At 72.5% G+C, this 21,331-nt stretch carries 17 protein-coding genes and 1 pseudogene; 10 read left to right on the top strand and 8 right to left on the bottom strand.

The genetic code is table 11. From position 1 onward, the window contains the following. Window positions 1-722 precede the first annotated feature (722 nt). The gene (locus S1361_RS02565; protein ID WP_208030211.1) at window positions 723-4,985 is read left to right on the top strand and encodes a HAMP domain-containing protein; all 4,263 of its coding nucleotides are present in this window, start codon (window positions 723-725) and stop codon (window positions 4,983-4,985) included. Window positions 4,986-5,034: 49 nt separating this feature from the next. Further along, complete coding sequence (locus tag S1361_RS02560) at window positions 5,035-7,491, top strand: SpoIIE family protein phosphatase (RefSeq protein WP_208030210.1); 2,457 nt, start codon at window positions 5,035-5,037, stop codon at window positions 7,489-7,491. Window positions 7,492-7,533: 42 nt separating this feature from the next. On the opposite strand, the gene S1361_RS02555 is transcribed toward S1361_RS02560, so the two are convergent. Together S1361_RS02555 and S1361_RS02550 are read right to left on the bottom strand one after the other, a co-directional pair. Further along, entirely contained in the window at window positions 7,534-7,983 is a 450-nt protein-coding gene (locus tag S1361_RS02555) for an ATP-binding protein (protein ID WP_208030209.1), read from the bottom strand. Between the two features lie 272 nt (window positions 7,984-8,255). Next, a complete protein-coding gene (locus S1361_RS02550; RefSeq protein WP_208030208.1) occupies window positions 8,256-8,429 on the bottom strand; it encodes a CsbD family protein in 174 nt (57 codons plus the stop codon). A gap of 168 nt (window positions 8,430-8,597) precedes the next feature. Between S1361_RS02550 and S1361_RS02545 the strand changes: the two genes are divergently transcribed. After that, a complete protein-coding gene (locus tag S1361_RS02545) occupies window positions 8,598-8,768 on the top strand; it encodes a hydrophobic protein (protein WP_184972054.1) in 171 nt (56 codons plus the stop codon). A 76-nt stretch (window positions 8,769-8,844) separates the two neighbouring features. On the opposite strand, the gene S1361_RS02540 is transcribed toward S1361_RS02545, so the two are convergent. The 4 genes and pseudogenes from S1361_RS02540 to mgrA form a co-directional block, all read right to left on the bottom strand. Then, complete coding sequence (locus S1361_RS02540; RefSeq protein ID WP_208030207.1) at window positions 8,845-9,465, bottom strand: DedA family protein; 621 nt, start codon at window positions 9,463-9,465, stop codon at window positions 8,845-8,847. Window positions 9,466-9,489: 24 nt separating this feature from the next. Then, window positions 9,490-9,798 (bottom strand): annotated as a pseudogene (locus S1361_RS02535) (cation:proton antiporter); the annotation flags it as partial. 85 nt (window positions 9,799-9,883) lie between these two features. Then, window positions 9,884-10,066 carry a hypothetical protein gene (locus S1361_RS02530; protein ID WP_208030206.1) on the bottom strand — a complete coding sequence of 61 codons (183 nt, stop codon included), beginning with the start codon at window positions 10,064-10,066 and terminating at the stop codon, window positions 9,884-9,886. A 124-nt stretch (window positions 10,067-10,190) separates the two neighbouring features. Then, a complete protein-coding gene (mgrA, locus tag S1361_RS02525) occupies window positions 10,191-11,234 on the bottom strand; it encodes an L-glyceraldehyde 3-phosphate reductase (protein ID WP_208030205.1) in 1,044 nt (347 codons plus the stop codon). Window positions 11,235-11,410: 176 nt separating this feature from the next. Between mgrA and proP the strand changes: the two genes are divergently transcribed. The 3 genes from proP to pgm all read left to right on the top strand — a co-directional run bounded on the left by proP (window position 11,411) and on the right by pgm (window position 15,765). Beyond that, window positions 11,411-12,985 carry a glycine betaine/L-proline transporter ProP gene (gene proP, locus S1361_RS02520; RefSeq protein WP_425086581.1) on the top strand — a complete coding sequence of 525 codons (1,575 nt, stop codon included), beginning with the start codon at window positions 11,411-11,413 and terminating at the stop codon, window positions 12,983-12,985. Window positions 12,986-13,123: 138 nt separating this feature from the next. Beyond that, the gene (locus S1361_RS02515) at window positions 13,124-13,963 is read left to right on the top strand and encodes a chitosanase (protein WP_208030204.1); all 840 of its coding nucleotides are present in this window, start codon (window positions 13,124-13,126) and stop codon (window positions 13,961-13,963) included. 161 nt (window positions 13,964-14,124) lie between these two features. Beyond that, window positions 14,125-15,765 (top strand): phosphoglucomutase (alpha-D-glucose-1,6-bisphosphate-dependent), encoded by a 1,641-nt coding sequence (gene pgm / locus S1361_RS02510; RefSeq protein WP_208030203.1) that lies wholly within the window; start codon window positions 14,125-14,127, stop codon window positions 15,763-15,765. Window positions 15,766-15,810: 45 nt separating this feature from the next. Here pgm and S1361_RS02505 read toward each other — a convergent pair whose 3' ends face one another. Further along, a complete protein-coding gene (locus S1361_RS02505) occupies window positions 15,811-16,728 on the bottom strand; it encodes an SGNH/GDSL hydrolase family protein (RefSeq protein WP_208030202.1) in 918 nt (305 codons plus the stop codon). A gap of 166 nt (window positions 16,729-16,894) precedes the next feature. Beyond that, complete coding sequence (locus S1361_RS02500) at window positions 16,895-17,167, bottom strand: DUF5133 domain-containing protein (protein ID WP_208030201.1); 273 nt, start codon at window positions 17,165-17,167, stop codon at window positions 16,895-16,897. Between the two features lie 123 nt (window positions 17,168-17,290). On the opposite strand from S1361_RS02500, the gene S1361_RS02495 reads away from it, so the two are divergent. From S1361_RS02495 to S1361_RS02480, 4 genes are all read left to right on the top strand, one after another. Beyond that, window positions 17,291-17,857 carry a TetR/AcrR family transcriptional regulator gene (locus tag S1361_RS02495; RefSeq protein ID WP_208030200.1) on the top strand — a complete coding sequence of 189 codons (567 nt, stop codon included), beginning with the start codon at window positions 17,291-17,293 and terminating at the stop codon, window positions 17,855-17,857. 109 nt (window positions 17,858-17,966) lie between these two features. After that, a complete protein-coding gene (locus S1361_RS02490) occupies window positions 17,967-19,415 on the top strand; it encodes an MFS transporter (RefSeq protein ID WP_243769048.1) in 1,449 nt (482 codons plus the stop codon). Window positions 19,416-19,455: 40 nt separating this feature from the next. Then, a complete protein-coding gene (locus S1361_RS02485; protein ID WP_208030199.1) occupies window positions 19,456-19,896 on the top strand; it encodes an SRPBCC family protein in 441 nt (146 codons plus the stop codon). 54 nt (window positions 19,897-19,950) lie between these two features. Continuing rightward, window positions 19,951-21,318: a carotenoid oxygenase family protein gene (locus S1361_RS02480; RefSeq protein ID WP_208030198.1), complete on the top strand. Its 1,368-nt coding sequence runs from the start codon at window positions 19,951-19,953 to the stop codon at window positions 21,316-21,318. The last annotated feature ends 13 nt before the right edge of the window (window positions 21,319-21,331 follow it).

Raw genomic sequence — 21,331 nt, 5'->3', positions numbered from 1 at the left:
GCCGATGCGGCGCCGGCGCCGGTGCCGTGCCGGTGGCCGGTGCCGGTGGAACCAGCGCCAGACCTTTGTGGCCTCGGTGCGCGGCCGGGGTGCGTCCCGCACGAGGGTGCGGCAGGCCTCCTCGTGGGACAGTGGCGTGTGCGCCTCCTCGTAGCCGACGCCCGTCGTGCGCCGCACCTCGCCGGTCGTCCCACCGTCCAGGATCCGCCGCCGGCCGGCTGCCTGCAGTCCCAGGCGGGCCCGCCGGGTGGCGGGGTGAGGTGGTATGTGAGGAATGGCACCACGAACAGCCCGGTCCGCGAGGTCCCCGGACCGGGAGCCGGGCGACCGCCCCTTCGGCGAGGACGTCGCGGCCGTCCGGGTGACCGGCGACGTCACGGCCCGCAAGGTCGAGCCGCTGCCTGGGTACGTCCGTGAACCCGCGGCCGGTCGTCGCGGAGCCGTCCGAGCGGCTCCCACGACACCTTGGTCAAATCGGCTCGTGTACCCGGATGACAGCACCTCACACCTCGTCCGGGAAGGGAAATTCGGGGGTCTCCGGAGGTTGGCCGGTTCCTTTGTCCCCGCCCGGGACGGTGGGTTAGCCTGCGGCGTATTTTCTCATCATGCAGATCCGTGAACTGCGGAAATGCACACGCCAACGGTCGGGCTGCAGGACGCTCCCCGGCCGCGGTTCCGAGTCCTCGGGGTGAGGACTCTTGGGGAGCGGATCGAGGGTGCGCATGGCCGGCAAGGCGACCGGGACGACCGACACGGTCCCGGGGGACCACGAACTGAGAAGACTGCTCGCGGGGCTGACCGCGGTGCGCGACGGGGACTTCGGTACCCGGCTGCCGGACGACTCCAGCGGGCTGATGGGCGACATCGCCACCGTCTTCAACGGCATGGTCGACCAGTTGTCCGTGTTCACCTCCGAAGTCACCCGGGTGGCCCGCGAGGTGGGCACCGAGGGCACCCTCGGCGGACAGGCACAGGTACCGGGCGTCTCCGGCACCTGGGCCGACCTGACGGACTCCGTCAACGCGATGGCGGGCAACCTGACCACCCAGGTCCGCGACATCGCGCAGGTCGCCACCGCCGTGGCCAAGGGCGACCTGTCCCAGAAGATCGACGTGCCCGCGCGGGGCGAGATCCTCCAGCTGAAGGAAACCGTCAACACGATGGTGGACCAGCTGTCGGCGTTCGCCGACGAGGTGACCCGGGTGGCCCGTGAGGTGGGTACCGAGGGCCGGCTCGGCGGACAGGCCCAGGTGCCGGGGGTCGCCGGGGTCTGGCGGGACCTGACGGACTCGGTGAACTTCATGGCCGGGAACCTGACGGCCCAGGTGCGCAATGTGGCCCAGGTGACGACCGCGGTGGCGCAGGGTGATCTGTCGCAGAAGATCACGGTGGACGCGCGCGGGGAGATCCTGGAGCTGAAGAGCACCATCAACACGATGGTCGACCAGCTCTCCGCGTTCGCCGACGAGGTGACAAGAGTCGCCCGTGAGGTGGGTACCGAGGGCCGGCTCGGCGGTCAGGCGGACGTCAAGGGCGTCAAGGGCACCTGGCGGGACCTGACGGACTCGGTGAACTTCATGGCCGGGAACCTGACGGCCCAGGTGCGCAATGTGGCCCAGGTGGCCACCGCGGTGGCGCAGGGTGATCTGTCGCAGAAGATCACGGTGGACGCGCGCGGGGAGATCCTGGAGCTGAAGAACACCATCAACACGATGGTGGACCAGCTGTCGGCGTTCGCCGACGAGGTGACCCGGGTGGCCCGCGAGGTGGGTACCGAGGGCCGGCTCGGCGGTCAGGCACAGGTCCGCGGGGTCGCCGGCACCTGGAAGGACCTCACCGACAACGTCAACGTGATGGCCTCCAACCTCACCGGCCAGGTCCGCTCCATCGCCCAGGTCGCCACCGCCGTGGCCAAGGGCGACCTCTCCCAGAAGATCACCGTCGAGGCCAAGGGTGAGGTCGCCGCCCTCGCCGACGTCATCAACACCATGGTCGACACGCTCTCCGCGTTCGCCGACGAGGTGACCCGGGTGGCCCGGGAGGTGGGGACGGAGGGCCGGCTCGGCGGGCAGGCACACGTGCCGCACGTGGCCGGCACCTGGAAGGACCTCACCGACAACGTCAACTCCATGGCCAACAACCTCACCGGCCAGGTCCGCAACATCGCGCTGGTCACCACGGCCGTGGCCAAGGGCGACCTGTCGAAGAAGATCGACGTCGACGCCCGCGGCGAGATCCTCGAACTGAAGACCACCATCAACACGATGGTCGACCAGCTCTCCGCGTTCGCCGACGAGGTGACGCGAGTCGCCCGTGAGGTGGGCACCGAGGGCCGGCTCGGCGGCCAGGCCGAGGTGGAGGGCGTCTCCGGCACCTGGAAGCGGCTCACCGAGAACGTCAACGAACTCGCCGGCAACCTCACCCGGCAGGTCCGCGCCATCGCCGACGTGGCCAGCGCGGTCGCCGAGGGCGACCTGACCCGGTCGATCACCGTCGACGCCTCCGGCGAGGTCGCCGACCTCAAGGACAACATCAACTCCATGGTGGAGTCGCTGCGCGAGACCACCCTGGCCAACCAGGAACAGGACTGGCTCAAAACCAACCTCGCCCGGATCTCCGGGCTCATGCAGGGCCACCGCGACCTGCCCGTCGTCGCCGAACTCATCATGGACGAACTGGTGCCGCAGGTGTCCGCCCAGTACGGCGCCTTCTACCTCGCCGAGGACGGCGCGTCCGGGCCCGAGCTGCGGCTCGTCGGCTCCTACGGCCGGCCCGAGGAGGACACCCGGCCCGTCCGCATCCCGTTCGGCCGCTCCCTGGTCGGCCAGGCCGCCCGCAGCCGCCGCACCATCGCGGTGGACGAACTGCCGGCCGGGTACGTCACCATCTCCTCCGGGCTCGGACACGTCGAGCCCACCGCCCTGTTGCTGCTGCCCATCGTCTTCGAGGAGCAGGTCCTCGGCGTGATCGAGCTGGCCTCCGTCAGCCCCTTCACCCCCGTCCAGCGGGACTTCCTCCAGCAGCTGGTGGACACCATCGGGGTGAACGTCAACACCATCGTCGCCAACGCCCGCACCGACGAGCTGCTGGAGGAGTCGCAGCGTCTCACCAGCGAACTGCAGTCCCGTTCGGCCGAGTTGCAGGCCCGCCAGGAGGAACTCCAGCGCTCCAACGCCGAACTGGAGGAGAAGGCCTCGCTGCTGGCCGAGCAGAACCGGGACATCGAGGCGAAGAACCTCCAGATCGAGCAGGCCCGGCAGGAACTGGAGGCGCGCGCCCAGCAGTTGTCGCTCGCCTCCAAGTACAAGTCCGAGTTCCTCGCCAACATGAGCCACGAGCTGCGCACCCCGCTCAACAGCCTGCTCATCCTCGCCCAGTTGCTGGCCCAGAACCCCTCCCGCAACCTCACCCCCAAGCAGGTCGAGTACGCGGGCATCATCCACTCGGCCGGCTCCGACCTGCTCCAGCTCATCAACGACATCCTGGACCTGTCCAAGGTCGAGGCCGGCAAGATGGACGTGACGCCGGAACGGGTCCCGCTGCGGCAGCTGATCGACTACGTCGAGGCCACCTTCCGGCCGATGACCTCGCAGAAGAGCCTGGACTTCGCCGTCACGACCGCCGCCGGCGCCCCCGCCGACCTGCTCACCGACGACTCCCGCCTCCGGCAGATCCTGCGCAACCTGCTGTCCAACGCGGTGAAGTTCACCGAACAGGGCGGTGTGGAACTGCGTGTCGAACCCGCCTCCGACGACGAGGTGCCCGCCAGCGTGGTGCGGGGCGGCGCGGTCGTCGCGTTCCGGGTGAAGGACAGCGGCATCGGTATCCCCGAACAGCAGCTGGAGACCATCTTCGGCGCCTTCCAGCAGGCGGACGGCACCATGAGCCGCAAGTACGGCGGCACCGGGCTCGGCCTGTCCATCACCCGGGAGATGGCGCACCTGCTCGGCGGTGCCGTCACCGTCGACAGCACCCCCGGCAAGGGCAGTACCTTCACCCTCTTCCTGCCCGTGGCCCGGCCGGACTTCGGCGACCACCCGGGCGGTGCCCACCCCGGCCCGTCGACCGATCAGGAACGCACCGACAGCACGCCCGGACCCGCCCTCACCGAGGGACGGCCGCCGGCCGTGGCCGGCCGGCAGCGCGCACGTCGCCTTCTCGTCGTGGAGGAACGCCCGCGCGGGCTGCTGACCCTGGTCGCCGAGAGCGTGGTCAAGGACCTGGAACACGGCCGCACCGACGGCGTCGGCACGCCCGTCGACATCATCACTGCGGTCGGCGCCCAGGAGGCGGCCGGCGCACTCGCCGCCGAGCCCTGCCACTGCGTCGTCGTGGAACTCGGCATGCCCGACGAGGAGTCGGCCCGCTTCCTGGAGGCCCTGCGCGGTGACTCGGCCCTGGCCGGCGTCCCGGTGCTGGTGCACGTCTCGCACCGCACCGAGCCCCTCGCCGAGGACGCCGTGGGCGGTTCGCCGGAGTACCTGTACAGCCTGGACGAACTGCGCGAGCGGATCGCGCTGCACCTGGCCGCCGAGGAACCCGGCGAGGTGCTCACCCTGGTCCGCGCGGACGAACCCCAGCACGCCGCACCCCAGCCGATCGACGAGCACACCCGTGGCCGTACCGTCCTCGTCGTCGACGACGACGCCCGGAACCTGTTCGCGCTCAGCGGCATCCTCGAACTGCACGGCTTCCGCGTCCTGCACGCCGAGAACGGCCGCAAGGGCATCGACACACTGGTGAACAACCCGGACGTCGAACTCGTCCTGATGGATGTGATGATGCCGGAGATGGACGGGTACACGGCCACCGCCGAGATCCGCAGAATGCCGCAGTACGCCGACCTGCCGATCATCGCCGTGACCGCCAAGGCGATGCAGGGCGACCGGGAGAAGAGCCTCGCCTCCGGGGCCAGTGACTACGTCACGAAGCCGGTCGACACCCACGCCCTCATCGCCTGTGTCCGGCGCTGGCTCCCCGTATGAGCCCGGCACAGCGCGCCCGCCCCACTGCAGGCCGAGGAGTACCGACCCGGTGAACACCCATGAACCGGGCACGCCGGTCGGCGTGCCCGCCCGACTCCCCGCCGCCGACGCGGCCTCGCCCGGCGTGTCCACCCCACTGCCCGCCACCGACGCGGCCTCGCCCGGCGTGCCCGCCACCTCCTCGGTGGGCCGGCTCGCCGCCACCGTGGAACGGCTGCGGCGCGAGGTCCGGGCGGCGCAGGCCGAGGCGGAGGGCAGGGCGCTGGTCGAACTGGCCAAGGGCATCCTGGTCGAACGCCTCGGCTGCGGCCCCGCCCAGGCCGCCCGCCAGCTCGCCGAACTGACCGAACAGGCGCGGATGACCCCGCTGGAGTTCGCGGTCGAGGTCATCAACCAAGCGGCCCGGGACCGCGTCGCGGAAGTCACCCAGGCGTTCCTGTCCGCCGCGACGGACGAGTCAGGAACCGTCACCGAGTCCGCCGCCGTACGGCTGCGCGCCGCCGAGAGCGGCGTACTGGCCGCCGCGCACGACACCCAGGCCATGGCCGACTCGCTGCTCGAACACGCCCTGCGCCCGCTGGGCGCGGTCGCCGTGGCCATCTGGGCGGCCGGCTCGGACGGCTCACTCACCCTCGCGGGCAGCGCCGGTTTCCCGCCGGGCGAGGCGGCCCGCTGGCGCTACGTCCCGCCCGACGTCGCCACGGTGGCCCGGCGCGGACTGACCGAGCCGGACGGCCAGTGGCTGCCCTCGCTCGCCGAGTCCGGCCTGCCCACGGTCGGCCGGCGCGAGTACGCCGACGGCGCGCGGATCGCCGTGCCCGCCGGGACGGGCGGCCGGATCCACGGCGTGCTGGAGATCGCCTGGCCCAAGCCGGAGGATCCGCTGCCGCGCCCGGTGGTCCGGCAGGTGGAGGCCCTCGCCGAGCTGTGCGCGCACACCTTGGAGACCTTCGTTCCGCCGTCCGGGACCGGACCGGAGCCGGGGCTGCTGCCCGACGTGGTCGAGCTGATGGACCTCGCGGACGGGCTGCACGACCCGGCCCTGGTGCTCGTGCCGCACCTGGACGACTCCGGGCGGTTGGTCGACTTCCGCATCCAGCACGTCAACAACCACTTCCTCGACCCGGCGGGCCGGCCGCGGGCCGTCGTGGGCGGCGCCCTGCTGCTGGAGGCCTACCCGATGGCCGCCGGCGACAGCGAACTGTTCCAGCGGGTGGAACGGGTCTACGCCACCGGCGAGCCGTTCCGCGCCCGCCGGATGCGGCTGACCGCCCTGGTCGACCAGGTGCCGCTGTCCGCCGTCGCCGACATCAGCATCAGCCGGCACGGCACGAGCGTGCTGCTGATCTGGCGCATCGAGGACGAGACGGCACGCCTGGCCAGCCTGCTCCAGCACGCCCAGCGGCTCGGCCGGATCGGCGGCTTCGAGGAGAACCTGCTCACCGGCGAGATCACCTGGAACGGCCAGCTGTTCAGCCTGTACGGCCGCCCGACCACCAGCCCCCCGGTCGCCCTGCAGGACCTGCCGGCCCACGCCCACCCCGACGACTCCGTCACCCTGGGCCGCTTCCTGCGCACCCTGTTGCACCACCGCCGGCCCGCCTCGGCCGCCTTCCGGCTGCTGCGCCCGGACGGGGTGACCCGGCACACCCGGGTGGTCGCCGAACCCGTACTCGACACCGAGGGCCAGCTCTTCGGGGTGCGCGGCGCCTACCAGGACATCTCCGCCCAGCACTGGACCGAGGTCGCCCTCGCCGCCACCCGCGACCAGCTCGCCCACACCGAGCAGCAGGCCGTGGAACGCAACCGGCTGGCCCTCCAGCTCCAGCACGCCATCATGCCCCCGGCCCAGGCCCCGCTGCTGGTGTCCGGCCTCCAGGTGGCGGTGCGCTACCGGCCCGCCGAGACCGAGCACCTGGTCGGCGGCGACTGGTACGACGCCGTCGTGCTGCCCTCCGGACTGGTCCTGCTGTGTGTCGGCGACGTCGCCGGGCACGGCATAGAGGCGGCGACCAGCATGGTCGTCCTGCGCAACGCGCTGCGCGGCCTCGCGGTGACCGGCGCCGGCCCGGCACAGCTGCTGTCCTGGCTGAACATCGTCGCCCACCATCTGACGGGCGCCGTCACCGCGACCGCCGTGTGCGGCCTGTACGACAGCGAGCGGCGCACCCTGCGCTGGGCGCGGGCGGGCCATCTGCCGCCGGTCCTGGTGCGGGAGGCGGACGCGACCGCGCTGCCCGCGGTACGGGGGCTGCTGCTGGGCGCCGTGCCCGAGGCGCGTTACGAGGAGACGGAGCTGCAGCTGGCCGCGGGCGACACCCTGCTGATGTACACCGACGGCCTGATCGAGCGCCGGGACCGCTCGGTGGAGGAGTCCCTGTCCCATCTGCTGGACACGGCGCGGGCGGCGCCCAGCACCCTGGACCAGCAACTGGACCGGCTGCTCACCTACAGCAGGTCGGACACCGACGACGACACGTGCATCGTCGGCATCCGGGTCGACTGAGAGCCCGGGGGTCGGCCGGCTGAGCCGCCCGGCCCGGGCGGCTCAGCCGGCCGTCGCGGGGCCGAGCGGCACGGTCGCGCTGACCCGCTTTCCGCGGGACAGCCAGGTCACCTCCAGGCCGCGGGAGAGCATCGCGACGAGATGCAGGCCGTGGCCGCCGACCCGCCGGGGATCGGGCGGGCGGCGCTGCGGCGGCTCCGGCGAGGTGTCCGTGACGGTGATGCGCAGGGCGGTCGCGTCGGGCAGCAGCTCCAGGCGCAGGGCGCAGGGGCCCGGCGCGTGCTTGGCCGCGTTGGTGACCAGTTCGCTCACGACGAGCTGGGCATCCTGCACCGGCCGTCGCCCGGGCAGAGGCCGGGCGCGGTCAAGCAGGGCGGCGACGGCGTCTCTGGCCTCGGCGATGGCGGAGACGCCGGCGGCCCAGGTGCGGCTGTAGCGCAGGGACGCGGGGCGGTCCTGCGTCGTCGCGTGGGTCCTGAGCGGGATGTCCATACCTCGTTGCCCTTTTCCTCTGGGGACAGGGGCCCTTCCTGTGCACAAAGGGTCGTACCGTCCCTGCTCGGCTACCCGCTGGGCCGCGGGTCAAGGGGACGTGCACGGGGAATCCTCCGGATGCGCACGAACCCCTGCTGAGGGGCGGGTCGGCCGCGGCGGCGGGTGCCGTTGCCGAGGGCGCCCCGAGCGCCGGACGCACTGCGGAACGGGTCCGGAAACCAGCTTCCGCTGGTTTCCGGACCCGTTCCGCAGTCGAATCGGCCAACGCCTCAGTGCTTGAAGACGTCCTTGGTCTTCTCCTTGGCCTGCCGGGCGTCCCCGCGAGCACCTTCCATACGGCCCTCGGCCTCCAGGCGCTCGTTCCCGACGGCGCGGCCCGCGGCTTCCTTGAGCCGGCCCTTGGCCTGCTCGGCCTTGCCCTTGGCCTTCTTGCTGCCAGCCATTGCGTGTCACATCCCCACGTCTGAGCCGTCTGTGGTCGACATCCGGATTGCCGTTCCACCGGCGTCCAAACCCGTCGTCCGCCATCCGCTGCCCGGCGCCGTCCGCCGGAAGCCGTCAGGCCTGACCGCGGAATTTACGGGCACCCGCCGTTGCGGAGGTGCATGACCATGGTTCCTTTGCTGTTGGTTCTCCTGCTGGCCCTGATTCTCTTCGGCGCGGGCTTCGCCCTGAAGGCCCTCTGGTGGATCGCGGTCATCGTGCTCGTGCTGTGGCTCGTGGGCTTCGTCGTCCGCCCGGCCGGCACCGGAGGCCGGCGCGGCCGCTGGTACCGCTGGTAGGCGCGGCACCCCGCCTGGCGGAACGGGCCCCGGCTCCGGCCGGGGCCCGCCGCCGTGTGCGCGCCGGGCGTTCCCCTCAGCGCCGGTGGCGCCGTCGTACGAGGTGCCGTCCGAGGAACGCCGCGACGGCGAGAGCGAGGGCGAGCAGGACGTACGGCCGGTAGCGGCTGATCTCCTCGTACACCGCGGTGATGTGGCTGCCCGCCAGGTAGGCCAGGGTGGTCCACAGGCCGACCCAGAGGGCCGCGCCGAGGGCGTTGAAGGCGAGGAAGCGGCGCCAGCGCATGCCGGTCGTGCCCGCGATGATGCCGTTGGCCTGGCGCAGGCCCTCGACGAACCGGGCCACCGTCACCATCTTGCCGCCGTGCCGGGCGGAGAACTGCTCGGCTGCCTCGAACCGCTTCGGGGTCAGAAAGACGTACCGGCCCCACCGGTGCACGAAGGCGCGCCCGCCGGCCCGGCCGATCAGATAGCCGACGTTGTCCCCGGCGACGGCCGCGACGAAGGCGGTGACCGCCACGGCCACCACGTCGAGGCGGTCCGCACCGGCGTACACCCCCGCGGCGAGGAGGATCGTCTCGCCGGGGGCGGGGACGCCGAAGTCCTCCACGAAGATCACGGCCCCCACGGCCCAGTAGCCGTAGTGGCCGAGCAGCGGCGCCAGATCCGCCAGCGGCCCCGGAAGGGGTGGGGACATGCCTCCACCGTACGGCTGCGGCGGTCAGGGACGGGCGGCGGGGGTCTGGCCGGGCGTGACGGCGTCCGGTCCGGTCTCGGTCGCCGGTGCCGTACGCCGGTTCCGGTGGCCGGTCAGCCGCCGGGCGAGCGGCTCGGTGTACCGGGCGGTCAGCGGGCCGAGGACGACGAGGAGCAGCATGTAGGCGGTGGCCAGCGGGTCGAGGTCGGAGTCGATGCCCGAGGTGACGGCGAGTCCCGCGATGACGATGGAGAACTCGCCGCGGGCGACCAGGGTGCCGCCGGCCCGCCACCGGCGCGAGATGCCCGCGCGGCGGGCCGCCCAGTAGCCGGTGACGTTTATTGATGAAACCTTTACCGAACCCTGCCTTGGCGAATGGTCGTGCGAGGGAGGGGTCGGGCGGGCAGGGGGCGGAGCGTTACGCGTCGCGGAATCCCGGGTTCTCGCTGTCGGCGGCGTCGGGCTGGCAGATGTGGCACAGCTCGTGTTCACCGTCGCGGGTGACGACGGTGCCCCACCCGAGGCACTGCTCGCAGTCGCGGGCGAGCCTCAGGTCGGGGTGGGGAGGCAGGAGGGGGGTGCGGTGGGCTCCGTGCGCCATGCGGTGAGCGGCTCCTTGGAAGTGCGCAGGTGTCGCGAAGAGGAGGATGACAACGGTGTCCGAATGGCTTCCATTATGTCCTACTTTTCACATCCGTCTGTGGCGCGGGTCACATTCCGGTGACCTAGTCGAGGGTGCCCAGCCGGGCATCCCGCCACAGGTCCACGCCGCCCTCCGTGGCGTACCGGTCGATCTCGGCCAGCTCCTCGTCGGTGAAGTCCGGGTTCTCCAGCGCGGCGACGTTCTGCTCCAGCTGCTCGACCCGGGAGGCGCCGATGACCAGCGAGGTCACCCGCTCGTCCCGCAGCGCCCAGGCCAGCGCCAGCTGGGCCAGGGTCTGTCCGCGCCGGGCCGCGATGTCGTTCAGGGCGCGCAGCCGGTCCCGCAGGTCGTCCGTCAGCCAGGAGGCGTCCAGGGACGTACCCCGCGCGGCGCGCGAGTCCTGCGGGATGCCGTCCAGGTAGCGCCCGGTGAGCAGCCCCTGGGCGAGCGCCGTGAAGCCGATGACCCCGAAGCCCTCTTCCCGGGCCGCGTCCAGCAGGCCGTCGGTCTCGATCCAGCGGTTGAGCATGCTGTACGACGGCTGGTGGATCAGCAGCGGGGTGCCGAGGCCGCGCAGGATCGCGGCGGCCTGCCGGGTGAGCTCGGCGTCGTAGGAGGAGATCCCGACGTACAGGGCCTTGCCCTGGCGGACGGCGGTGTCGAGCGCGCCCATGGTCTCCTCCAGCGGCGTGCTCGCGTCCAGCCGGTGGGAGTAGAAGATGTCGACGTAGTCCAGGCCCATCCGGTCGAGCGACTGGTCCAGCGAGGCGAGCAGGTACTTCCGGGAACCGCCGCCCTGGCCGTAGGGGCCGGGCCACATGTCCCAGCCGGCCTTGGTGGAGATCACCAGCTCGTCCCGGTACGGCGCCAGGTCCTTCTTCAGCAGCCGGCCGAAGTTCAGTTCCGCCGCGCCGTACGGCGGGCCGTAGTTGTTGGCCAGGTCGTGGTGCGTGATCCCGAGGTCGAAGGCGCGCAGCGCGATCTCGCGCTGGGTCTCGAACGGGCGGTCGTCGCCGAAGTTGTGCCAGTAGCCCAGGGACAGCACCGGCAGGTCCAGTCCGGAACGGCCGGTGCGCCGGTAGCGCATGGTGCCGTCGTAGCGAGCGGGGTCGGCGACGTACGTCATCGGGTGTTCTCCGGGTGGTGCCGTAGGGGAGGCCCTGCGTGTGCGCACGGGCACGTCCACCCTGCTCCGCGGTGCCGCGCAAGTCCAACCGCAGTCCCGGATGGGATTGAGCGGTTCCGTTTCTTAATCGGCCGCCGGGGCAAGCGGTGATCAAGGAGCGAGGGAAGGAGGCGCTCGTGAGCGGTGCGAGCACCGGCGGGGAACAGCGGGCCGGAGGGCGGGCGCGGCGGCAGGCCCGGAGCGGGCCGGGGGTACCGCACGCGGTGGCGGGGCTGCCGCAGCAGGTCCGGGAGGAACTGACCCGCAGGCTCCGCCGCAACCGGAGGGCCTTCCGCGCGGACGACGTCCAGGTCGTCGAGCCCCCGTTGCTGCGGCGCGCCGTCGGCGCCTCCGCGCTCGGCAACTGCATGGAGTGGTTCGACTTCGGCGTCTACAGCTACCTCGCCGCCACCATCGGCAAGGTGTTCTTCCCGGGCGCCTCGCCGGCCGCCCAGGTCATCTCCTCGTTCGCGACCTTCGCCGCCGCCTTCGTCGTACGGCCCCTGGGCGGGCTGGTGTTCGGACCGCTCGGTGACCGGATCGGCCGGCAGAAGGTGCTCGCGACCACCATGATCATGATGGCGCTGGGCACCTTCGCCATCGGCGTCATCCCCGGCTACGCCACCATCGGCATCGCCGCGCCGGTGCTGCTCCTGCTGGCCCGTATGGTCCAGGGCTTCTCCACCGGCGGCGAGTACGGCGGGGCGACCACTTTCGTCGCCGAGTACTCCCCGGACCGGCGGCGTGGCTTCCTCTCCAGCTGGCTCGACTTCGGCACCTTCGTCGGCTACGCCCTCGGCTCGGCGCTGGTCACCGCGCTGAACCTGGCCCTGACGGACGACCAGATGCTCTCGTGGGGCTGGCGCGTGCCGTTCCTGATCGCCGGACCGCTCGGCGTGATCGGCCTGTACATGCGGATGAAGCTGGAGGAGTCCCCGGCCTTCCAGCAGCAGCTCGACGACCACGAGAAGGCCCTGGCGCAGGAGTCGGCGGGCAGCGAGTTCAAGGACATCCTCCGCAACCACTGGCCGGCCCTGCTCGTCTGCACGGGCCTGGTGCTGCTCTACAACGTCACCAACTACATGGTCACCGGCTATCTGCCGACCTATCAGACCGAGACCCTGCACCGCTCCAGCAGCTCCGCGGACCTGCTGGTGCTCGTCGGCATGCTGTGGGTCGTCGTCCTGATCACCTTCCTCGGCCGGCTGAGCGACCGAGTGGGCCGGCGGCCGCTCTACGCCGTCGCCGCCGTGGCGCTGATCGTGCTGGCCGTCCCCGCCTTCCTGCTGATCAAGGCGGACGGCACCTGGCCGCCGATCCTCGGGGTGCTGCTCCTGGCCACCCTGCTGGCCTGCTTCGCCGCACCCAGCGCGGCCACCCTGCCCGCCCTGTTCCCGACCGCCGTCCGCTACGCGGCCATGGGCATCGGCTTCAACTTCGCCGTCGCCGCGTTCGGGGGCACCACCCCGCTGGTCACCGCGGCACTCGTCGAGATCACCGGCGACGACCTGATGCCCGCCTACTACCTGATGCTGGCCGGCGCCATCGGTCTGCTCACCGTCCGGTTCCTGCCGGAGAGCGCCCAGGTACCGCTCAAGGGCTCGCAGCCGATGGTCGGTTCGCGGGAGGAGATGCGCGAACTCGTCTCCACGTCCCAGGAGCTGTACGCCTTCACGGAGGAGCGGGAGCGGGAGCAGGTGCGGCGCGGCTGAACGGCCCGCGCCGGGCTTGTTCGATCGTACGAACTTCTCGCCTTGTGGTTACCGGTCCGGGCCATGTTTGATAGGAAACTTTCCTACCAGTACGTGCATGCTCAACACTCCACCCCCCACTCCCGTTTGGAGCACCCTGTGGTGTACGCAGACCGCGAGAAAGCCGCCCCCGCCCGCCTCTCCCGCCGGGCCGTCGTCGCCGCGCTCGGTGCCGTCGGCTCCGGCGTCCTTCTCGGCGTCTCCCGGGCCGGCACGGCCTCGGCCGCCGCCCCGGGCCTGGACGACCCGGCGAAGAAGGAGATCGCCATGAAGCTGGTGTCGAGCGCGGAGAACTCCTCGCTCGACTGGAAGGCCCAGTACAAGTACATCGAGGACATCGGCGACGGCCGCGGCTACACCGCCGGCATCATCGGCTTCTGCTCCGGCACCGGCGACATGCTCGACCTCGTCCAGCTCTACACCGACCGCAAGCCCGGCAACGTCCTCGCCAAGTACCTGCCCGCCCTGCGCAGGGTCAACGGCACCGACTCGCACGCGGGCCTCGACCCGAACTACCCCGGGGACTGGCGCAGGGCCGCCCAGGACACCGCCTTCCAGCAGGCCCAGAACGACGAACGCGACCGCGTCTACTTCAACCCCGCAGTCGCCCGGGGCAAGGCGGACGGGCTGCGCGCGCTGGGCCAGTTCATCTACTACGACGCCCTCGTCATGCACGGCGACGGGGACGACCCGACCAGCTTCCGGAACATCCGCAAGCGGGCCCTGCGCAGCGCCCAGCCGCCGGCCCAGGGCGGCAACGAGACGACGTACCTCAACGCCTTCCTGGACGCGCGGGTGTGGGCCATGAAGCAGGAGGAGGCGCACAGCGACACCAGCCGCGTCGACACCGAGCAGCGCGTCTTCCTGCGCAAGGGCAACCTCGACCTGAACACCCCGCTCGACTGGAAGGTCTACGGGGACAGCTACCACATCGGCTGACCGCCGCCGCGCGGAGCGGCGGGAGCAGGGGCCGGCGGGGGTGGCGGGGCCACCGCGCCGGCCCCGGTGCGTTCCGGCTGGTGGCGCACTCGCATGGCCGGCCGCCGACGAGGAAAGATGGGCGGTGAGCGAACCACCCACCGATGCGGAGGAACGGACTCATGGCGCACGAGCGCGCCGGCCGGCCGGCCGGTCCCGAGGACCTTGTCGACGTGGCCCGGCTGGTCACGGCGTACTACACGCTGCACCCCGACCCGGCGGACCCGGGACAGCGTGTGGCGTTCGGCACCTCGGGGCACCGCGGTTCGTCCCTGGCGAGCGCCTTCAACGAGGACCACATCGCCGCCACCAGCCAGGCCATCTGCGAGTACCGGGCGGCCCAGGGCACCGACGGGCCCCTCTTCCTGGGCGCCGACACCCACGCGCTGTCCGAGCCCGCGAGGGCCACCGCGCTGGAGGTGTTCGCCGCCAACGGGGTGACCGTGCTCATCGACAGCGCGGACGGCTACACGCCCACGCCCGCCGTCTCGCACGCCATCCTGACGTACAACCGGGGCCGCACCAGCGGCCTCGCCGACGGCGTGGTCGTCACCCCCTCGCACAACCCGCCCGCCGACGGCGGTTTCAAGTACAACCCGCCGAGCGGCGGCCCGGCGGCCTCCGACGCCACCTCCTGGATCCAGGACCGCGCCAACCAGATCATCACCGGCGGCCTGAAGGACGTACGCCGGCTGCCGTACGCCCGCGCACTCGCCGCGGACACCACCCGGCGGTACGACTTCCTCGGCACGTACGTCGGCGACCTGCCGAGCGTGCTGGACCTGGACGCCGTCCGCGCGGCCGGTGTGCGCATCGGGGCCGACCCGCTCGGCGGCGCCTCCGTCGCCTACTGGGGCCGGATCGCCGAGCAGCACGGCATCGACCTGACAGTGGTCAACCCGCACACCGACCCCACCTGGCGGTTCATGACGCTGGACTGGGACGGCCAGATCCGCATGGACTGCTCCTCGCCGTACGCGATGGCCTCCCTCATCGAGCAGCGCGACCGGTTCCGCATCGCCACCGGCAACGACGCCGACGCCGACCGGCACGGCATCGTCACCCCGGACGCGGGCCTGATGAACCCCAACCACTACCTCGCCGTCGCCATCTCCTACCTCTACCGGCACCGTGCGCAGTGGCCGGCCGCCGCGGGCGTCGGCAAGACCCTCGTCTCCTCCACGATGATCGACCGGGTCGCCGCCGACCTCGGCCGCCGGCTGGTCGAGGTGCCGGTCGGGTTCAAGTGGTTCGTGGACGGACTGGTCGGCGGCGACCTCGGTTTCGGCGGCGAGGAGTCCGCCGGCGCGTCCTTCCTGCGCCGGGACGGCTCGGTGTGGACCACCGACAAGGACGGCATCATCCTCGCCCTGCTCGCCTCCGAGATCACGGCCGTCACCGACAAGACCCCCTCGGAGCACTACGCCGAGCTGACCGCCCGCTTCGGCGCACCCGCCTACGCCCGCATCGACGCCCCCGCCACCCGCGAACAGAAGGCGCTGCTCGGCAAGTTGTCGCCGGCGCAGGTCACCGCGGACACACTGGCCGGGGAGGCGGTCACGGCCGTCCTCACCGAGGCACCCGGCAACGGCGCCGCGATCGGCGGCATCAAGGTCACCACCGAGAACGCCTGGTTCGCCGCCCGGCCCTCGGGCACCGAGGACGTCTACAAGGTGTACGCCGAGTCCTTCCTCGGCGCCGAGCACCTCGCCCGGGTGCAGGAGGAGGCCCAGGCGGTGGTCCTGGGCGCGCTCGGCGGCTGACCGGGCGCCGGGGCGGCCTCCCGGGGCCGGGCGGCCGCCCCCGGCTCAGTTCCGTCCGCGCCCCGCGTCCAGCCGGTTCAGTACCGCCTCCGCCATGGCCGCCTCACCCTTGACGTTGGGGTGCGCGGGGGCGGCGGGGGAGGCCGGTTGCAGCGGCTCGATCCAGCGGTCCGCCGGCGCCTTGCACATGTCGTGGCCGACCGTGGGGCCGTAGGTGTCCGCGTACTCGGCGCGGTTCACGGCGGCCACCAGCCGCAGCATCAGGTTCAGCCGCTTCCCGGTGTCCCGCAGATAGGGGAAGTCCCCCTTCGCGAACGGGACTTGGGGGAAGCAGCCGTTGCCGTCGTCGGGCAGCAGGTCCGGGTAGCCGACCACGACCACCCGGGCGTGCGGCGCCCGGGCGTGCACGGCCCGCAGCACCCGGTCGACCTTCGGCGCGGTCCGCGCGATCGTGAGGGTCAGCTGGTCGTGGCCGGAGACGCGGTAGGAGCGCTCGCAGGGGTTGCCCGCCGGGTCCTGGGCGGCCAGGCGGGCGCAGGTGCCGATGATGGTGCCGAAGCCGATGTCGTTGCCGCCGATCTGCACGGTCACCAGGTCCGTGCGCCGGTCCAGGGCGTCGAGCTGCGGCGGGTTGCCGCCCTGGGCCCGCCACATCTCGGCGGTCGTGGCCCCGCCGCAGCTCACGTCCGTGAACGCGGCCACCTGCCGCCGGGCGGCCACGAGCGAGGGATAGTTGTGGTCCGAGCGTCCGCAGGCGGTGTCCACCTGCCGCGGGATGCCGGGCCCCGAGGTGTAGGAGTCGCCGAGTGCGACGTAGGCGGTCTCGCGGCCCGGCCCGGCCGGGTGCGCCGCGGCCGGTGCCGTGCCGGCGGCGACCAGGGCGCAGCCGCCCAGTGCCGCCCCGAGTGCGACGGTCCGCCGCCGGCCTCCCGCACTGCCCGCCGGACGCGTGTCCTTCACCATGAAGCCTCCCCCTCGACTGCGCTGCACCGCGCGGCGGCGGCACCGGAGAGTGGCCCTCGCGCGGTCGACCGGGCCTGTATACCGTCCGGTAGGTCACGCCGACCAGAAGCGGGAGGCAACGAGTTGAGGGGGAGGGGCGGGCAACGGCCCGCGCGGCGGGGCCGGTTCAGACCGCGGGCACCTGCTCCGCCGGTGCGGAGGCCCGGGGTTCCAGCGCCTGGAGCAGCGAGTCGTCCTCCGGCCGTGCCCCGGAGAGACGGTGGCGGGCCGCGATCAAGGCCATGTCGACGTCCCGGGTACCCGTGGCCACGCACAGCGTGTAGGAGATGTCCGCGAGCCGTTGCCGGGCCTCCGGTGTGCTCTCCTCGGCCCCGAGCAGGACAAGGGCCTCGTACTGGGCGATGAGGTCCTGCAGTACCGCGGGATGTGCCATGAGCATGCGATCCGCCTCCGAGATGGGTCGCCGATGTACGAAGTCGCAGCGCGAATACCCGCCCGTGCCACGTGCATGCACCCCCGTTCCCCCCTTGACGCCCGAATGTGTGAGTGGTTGAGTACTCACATGAAGACGGAACGGGCCCGCCAGTTGTCCACCGCCGAGGAGCGCCGCGAGGCGGTCCTGCGGACGGCGATCGGAGCCTTCGCGGCCCGTGGCTACTTCGGTACCACCACCACCGAGGTGGCCAAGGCGGCCGGCATCTCCCAGGCGTACGTCTACCGGCTCTTCCCGAACAAGGAGCTGCTCTTCACCGCCGTGGTCGAGCACTGTTTCGTGCAGGTGCGGACCTGTCTGGAGCAGGCCGCGGCGCAGGCGCGGGGCAGTGCGCCGGAGGCGGTGCTCCATGCCATGGGGGACGCCTACGCTCGGCTGATCAGCGACAACGACCTGATGCTGATCCAGCTGCACGCGCAGGCCGCCGCCGTGTCGGAGCCCGCGGTGCGGGAGGCCGTACGGCAGGGGTACGCGCGGCTGGTGGAGTACGTGCGCGGCGCCTCGGGCGGCGGCGAGGGGCAGGTCCAGGAATTCTTCGCGCGGGGCATGCTCTGCCACCTGATCGTCTCGATGGGGGCCGACGAGGTGGACGCGCCCTGGACGCGGACGCTGGCCGCCGGGATGCGGCACTACTGACCCGGGGCCCCGGACGCCGTGGGGAGGCGAGGTGTGACACCTCGCCTTCTCTTCGGCCCCATGAGTGAGTGGTCAACCACACAATCTACTGTCTGCTCAGGAGACGTCCGTGAAGCCGCTGTCCGGCACCCGTCCCGTCCGCCCGCGCGCCGCCCTCGCGGCCCTGGCCGGCGCCCAGTTCACCGTCATGCTCGCCACCTCCGTCGTCAATGTGGCCCTGCCGCGCATCCAGTCCGGCCTGAGCCTGCCGGACACCGTCGCCCCCTGGGTCGTCAACGCCTACGGCCTCGCCTTCGGAGCCCTGTTGCTCGCCGGTGGGCGGGCGGCCGACCTGCTCGGGCGCCGCCGGACCCTGCTGGCGGGCCTCACCGTCTTCGGCGCCGCGTCCCTGGCGGCCGGACTGGCTCCCTCCGCCCCGCTGCTCGTAGCCGCCCGTGCCGTGCAGGGCGCCGGCGCCGCCGTGGTGGCACCCGCGGCCCTGGCGCTGGTGATGGACGTCTTCCCGCCCGGGCCGGGACGCGGACGCGCCCTGGGCGTGTGGGGAGCGGTGTCCGGCGCCGGTGCGGCGGCCGGAGTGCTGCTCGGCGGGCTGCTGACCCAACTGCTGGGCTGGCCCTGGATCTTCCACACGGTCGCGCTCGGCACCGCCCTGGTCGCCGGGGGAGTGGCGGTCCTCGTGCCCCGCGTCCCCGGCGGCACCCCGGGCCGGTTCGACCTCCTGGGCACGACCGCCGTGACCTCGGCGCTGACCGCGCTGGTCTGGGGGCTGACGGCGGCGCGCGGCACCGGCTGGAGCGCCCCGCAGGTGCTCACCGCCCTCTCCCTCGCGGCCGTTCTGCTCGTGGCCTTCGTCCGCGTCGAGCGCCGGCACCCCGCCCCGCTGCTGCCGCCCCGCCTCCTCGCCACCGGCACCGTCGCCGCCGGCAACGTCCTGATGGCCCTGCTGGGCTCGGTGTGGATCGCGCTGTTCTTCTTCCTGCCGCTGTACCAGCAACAGGTCCTGGGGTACGGCCCACTGGTCACCGGCCTGGGCCAACTTCCCCTGGCGGCGGCCAACATGCTCGGTTCCACCCTCGCGCCCCGCCTGGCCCGCCGCCTCGGACCCCCGGTCACCGTCGGCGCGGCCCTGCTCACCGAGGCCGCCGGGCTGCTGTGGCTGGCCCGCATCCGTGCCGACGGCAGCTACGCCGTGGACGTCCTCGGACCGACGGTCCTCATCGGACTGGGGCTGGGGGCCGCCTTCGTCCAGCTCACGGTGCTCGCCGTGGCCGGCGTCCCCCGAACCGACGCCGGACTGGCCGGCGGGCTGGTGAACACGACCCGGCAGGTCGGCGGCGCGATCGGACTGGCCGTGCTGACCACCCTGGCGGGCTCCGTCACCGCCCGCGCGGCCACCGGCCGGCCGCACCCGGAAGCGCTCACCGCCGGCTACCGCACCGCGTTCGCCGTCTGTGCCGCCCTGCTCGTCCTGACCGCAGCTCTCGTCCCCGCCCTGGCCCGCCGCGGGACGGAACCGAGCACCGTCCCCCGGACCGGGACCGGTCCGTCCGCGCACTGAACAGGTCCCCCCGCCACACCACCCGAGAGGAACACCCGCCATGCACACCATCGACGAACACGCCCCCGTCATCGTCCGGCTGGCCACCGTGATCGACGCCCCGCTCGCCACCGTCTGGGAACTGCACACCGACATCGACGCCTGGCCCGCCTGGAACCCCGGCGTCGAGTCGGCCCGGCTGGACGGCCCGCTGCGGACCGGCACCACCTTCGCCTGGCGCACCCACGGCCTGGACATCACCTCGACCGTCCGGGAACTGGTCCCCGGCGAGCGGATCGTCTGGGGCGGACCCTCCGCCGGCATCACCGGCATCCACGTGTGGACCTTCGAGCGGACCGGCGACCGGGTCACCGTCCGCACCGAGGAGTCCTGGAGCGGAGCACCCGTCGAGGCCCGGCCCGACGACCTGCGCACCGCCCTCCACCAGTCCCTGGACGCCTGGCTGAGCGCCCTCAAGTCCCGCGCCGAGCAGGCGCTCTGACCGGCAGTACCTCACCACTCTCCCGCCACCTCCACGAAGGAAGAGGACACCACGATGAGCACGAAGCCCTACCTGACCGGCCACTACGAGCCCGTCGCCGACGAGACCAGCGCCACCGCGCTCCCGGTCGAGGGCACCCTGCCGCCGGAGCTGACCGGGCGGCTCGTCCGCAACAGCCACAACCCCAAGCCGGGCGTCACGCCCAGCCACTGGTTCAAGGGCAGCGGCATGGTCCACGGCATCCGGCTGCGCGAGGGCCGCGCCGAGTGGTACCGCAACCGCTGGGTGCGCACCCCGGCCCTGGACGGCGCGCCCTACCTGACCGAGCACGGACCCGACCTCACCGCAAGCACCGCCGGCACCCACGTCATCGAACACGCCGGCCGCCTGCTGGCGCTGTGCGAGGCGAATCTCCCGTTCGAGCTGACCCCCGAGCTGGAGACCGTGGGCGCCTACGACTTCGGGGGCAGGCTGCGCAGCGCCATGACCGCGCACCCCAAGACCGACCCGGTCACCGGCGAGCTGCACTTCTTCGGCTCCTCGCCGTTCCCCCCGTACCTGATGTACTACGTCGCGGACGCCGGGGGGCACATCACGCACGGCGCCGAGGTCCCGGGCGCCACCGCCTCCCTGAAGCACGACTTCGCCCTCACCCGGCACCACGTCGTCTTCGTCGAGGGCACCGTCACCTTCGACCCGGACGAGCACTCCGGCATCCCCTACGGCTGGAACGACGCCCAGCCCGCCCGCATCGGGGTCATGCCGCGCGGCGGCGACGGGGCGGACCGCATCCGCTGGTTCCCGATCCGGCCCGGCAACATGCTCCACGCCGCCAACGCCTACGAGGACGAGCACGGCCGGATCGTGCTGGAGGGCCCCACCGTCGACCGCGAGGGCTTCCGGCTCTCCTGGAACTGGTGGGTCGGCGCCCCGGACCGCGGGACCGAGCCCAACGCCCGCTCCTACACCCGCCGCTGGGTGATCGACCTGGCGGCCGGCACCGTCGACGAGCGCGTCATCGACGACCTCGCCGTCGAGTTCCCCACCCTCAACGAGGACTACCTCGGCGCCGAGCACCGCTACCAGTACGCCGTCTCCTTCCCCGACCAGGACGGCCTCGGCGGCTACGGCATCGTCAAGTACGACCGGCGGACCGGCGCCCGCCGGGTCCGCCCCACGGGCGACGCCCGCCTGCCCAGCGAGGCCGTCTTCGTACCCGCCGCGGGTGGCACCGCCGAGGACGACGGCTACCTCCTCACCGTCGTCTCCGACCTCAAGCAGGACGCCTCCCGCCTGCTCGTCCTCGACGCCGCCGGCCTCGGCCAGGTCGCCGCCGTCGACCTGCCCCGCCGGGTGACGGCCGGCATCCACGGCTCCTGGATCCCGGACAGCGTCCTCGACCGGGACACCCGGGAAGGCTGACCGGCCGGACGCG

It is taken from the genome of Streptomyces cyanogenus, assembly GCF_017526105.1.
Classification (GTDB): Bacteria; Actinomycetota; Actinomycetes; order Streptomycetales; family Streptomycetaceae; genus Streptomyces; species Streptomyces cyanogenus.
The sequence above is the reverse complement of the archived record's forward strand: the minus strand, read 5'-3'. Positions and strand labels throughout refer to the sequence as shown.

Coding starts and splice junctions, on each gene's coding strand:
- S1361_RS02565 (WP_208030211.1), top strand. CDS start 723: ATGGCCGGCAAGGCGACCGGGACGACCGACACGGTCCCGGGGGACCAC.
- S1361_RS02555 (WP_208030209.1), bottom strand. CDS start 7,983: ATGGACATCCCGCTCAGGACCCACGCGACGACGCAGGACCGCCCCGCG.
- S1361_RS02550 (WP_208030208.1), bottom strand. CDS start 8,429: ATGGCTGGCAGCAAGAAGGCCAAGGGCAAGGCCGAGCAGGCCAAGGGC.
- S1361_RS02545 (WP_184972054.1), top strand. CDS start 8,598: ATGGTTCCTTTGCTGTTGGTTCTCCTGCTGGCCCTGATTCTCTTCGGC.
- S1361_RS02540 (WP_208030207.1), bottom strand. CDS start 9,465: ATGTCCCCACCCCTTCCGGGGCCGCTGGCGGATCTGGCGCCGCTGCTC.
- S1361_RS02530 (WP_208030206.1), bottom strand. CDS start 10,066: ATGGCGCACGGAGCCCACCGCACCCCCCTCCTGCCTCCCCACCCCGAC.
- mgrA (WP_208030205.1), bottom strand. CDS start 11,234: ATGACGTACGTCGCCGACCCCGCTCGCTACGACGGCACCATGCGCTAC.
- pgm (WP_208030203.1), top strand. CDS start 14,125: ATGGCGCACGAGCGCGCCGGCCGGCCGGCCGGTCCCGAGGACCTTGTC.
- S1361_RS02505 (WP_208030202.1), bottom strand. CDS start 16,728: ATGGTGAAGGACACGCGTCCGGCGGGCAGTGCGGGAGGCCGGCGGCGG.
- S1361_RS02500 (WP_208030201.1), bottom strand. CDS start 17,167: ATGCTCATGGCACATCCCGCGGTACTGCAGGACCTCATCGCCCAGTAC.
- S1361_RS02495 (WP_208030200.1), top strand. CDS start 17,291: ATGAAGACGGAACGGGCCCGCCAGTTGTCCACCGCCGAGGAGCGCCGC.
- S1361_RS02485 (WP_208030199.1), top strand. CDS start 19,456: ATGCACACCATCGACGAACACGCCCCCGTCATCGTCCGGCTGGCCACC.
- S1361_RS02480 (WP_208030198.1), top strand. CDS start 19,951: ATGAGCACGAAGCCCTACCTGACCGGCCACTACGAGCCCGTCGCCGAC.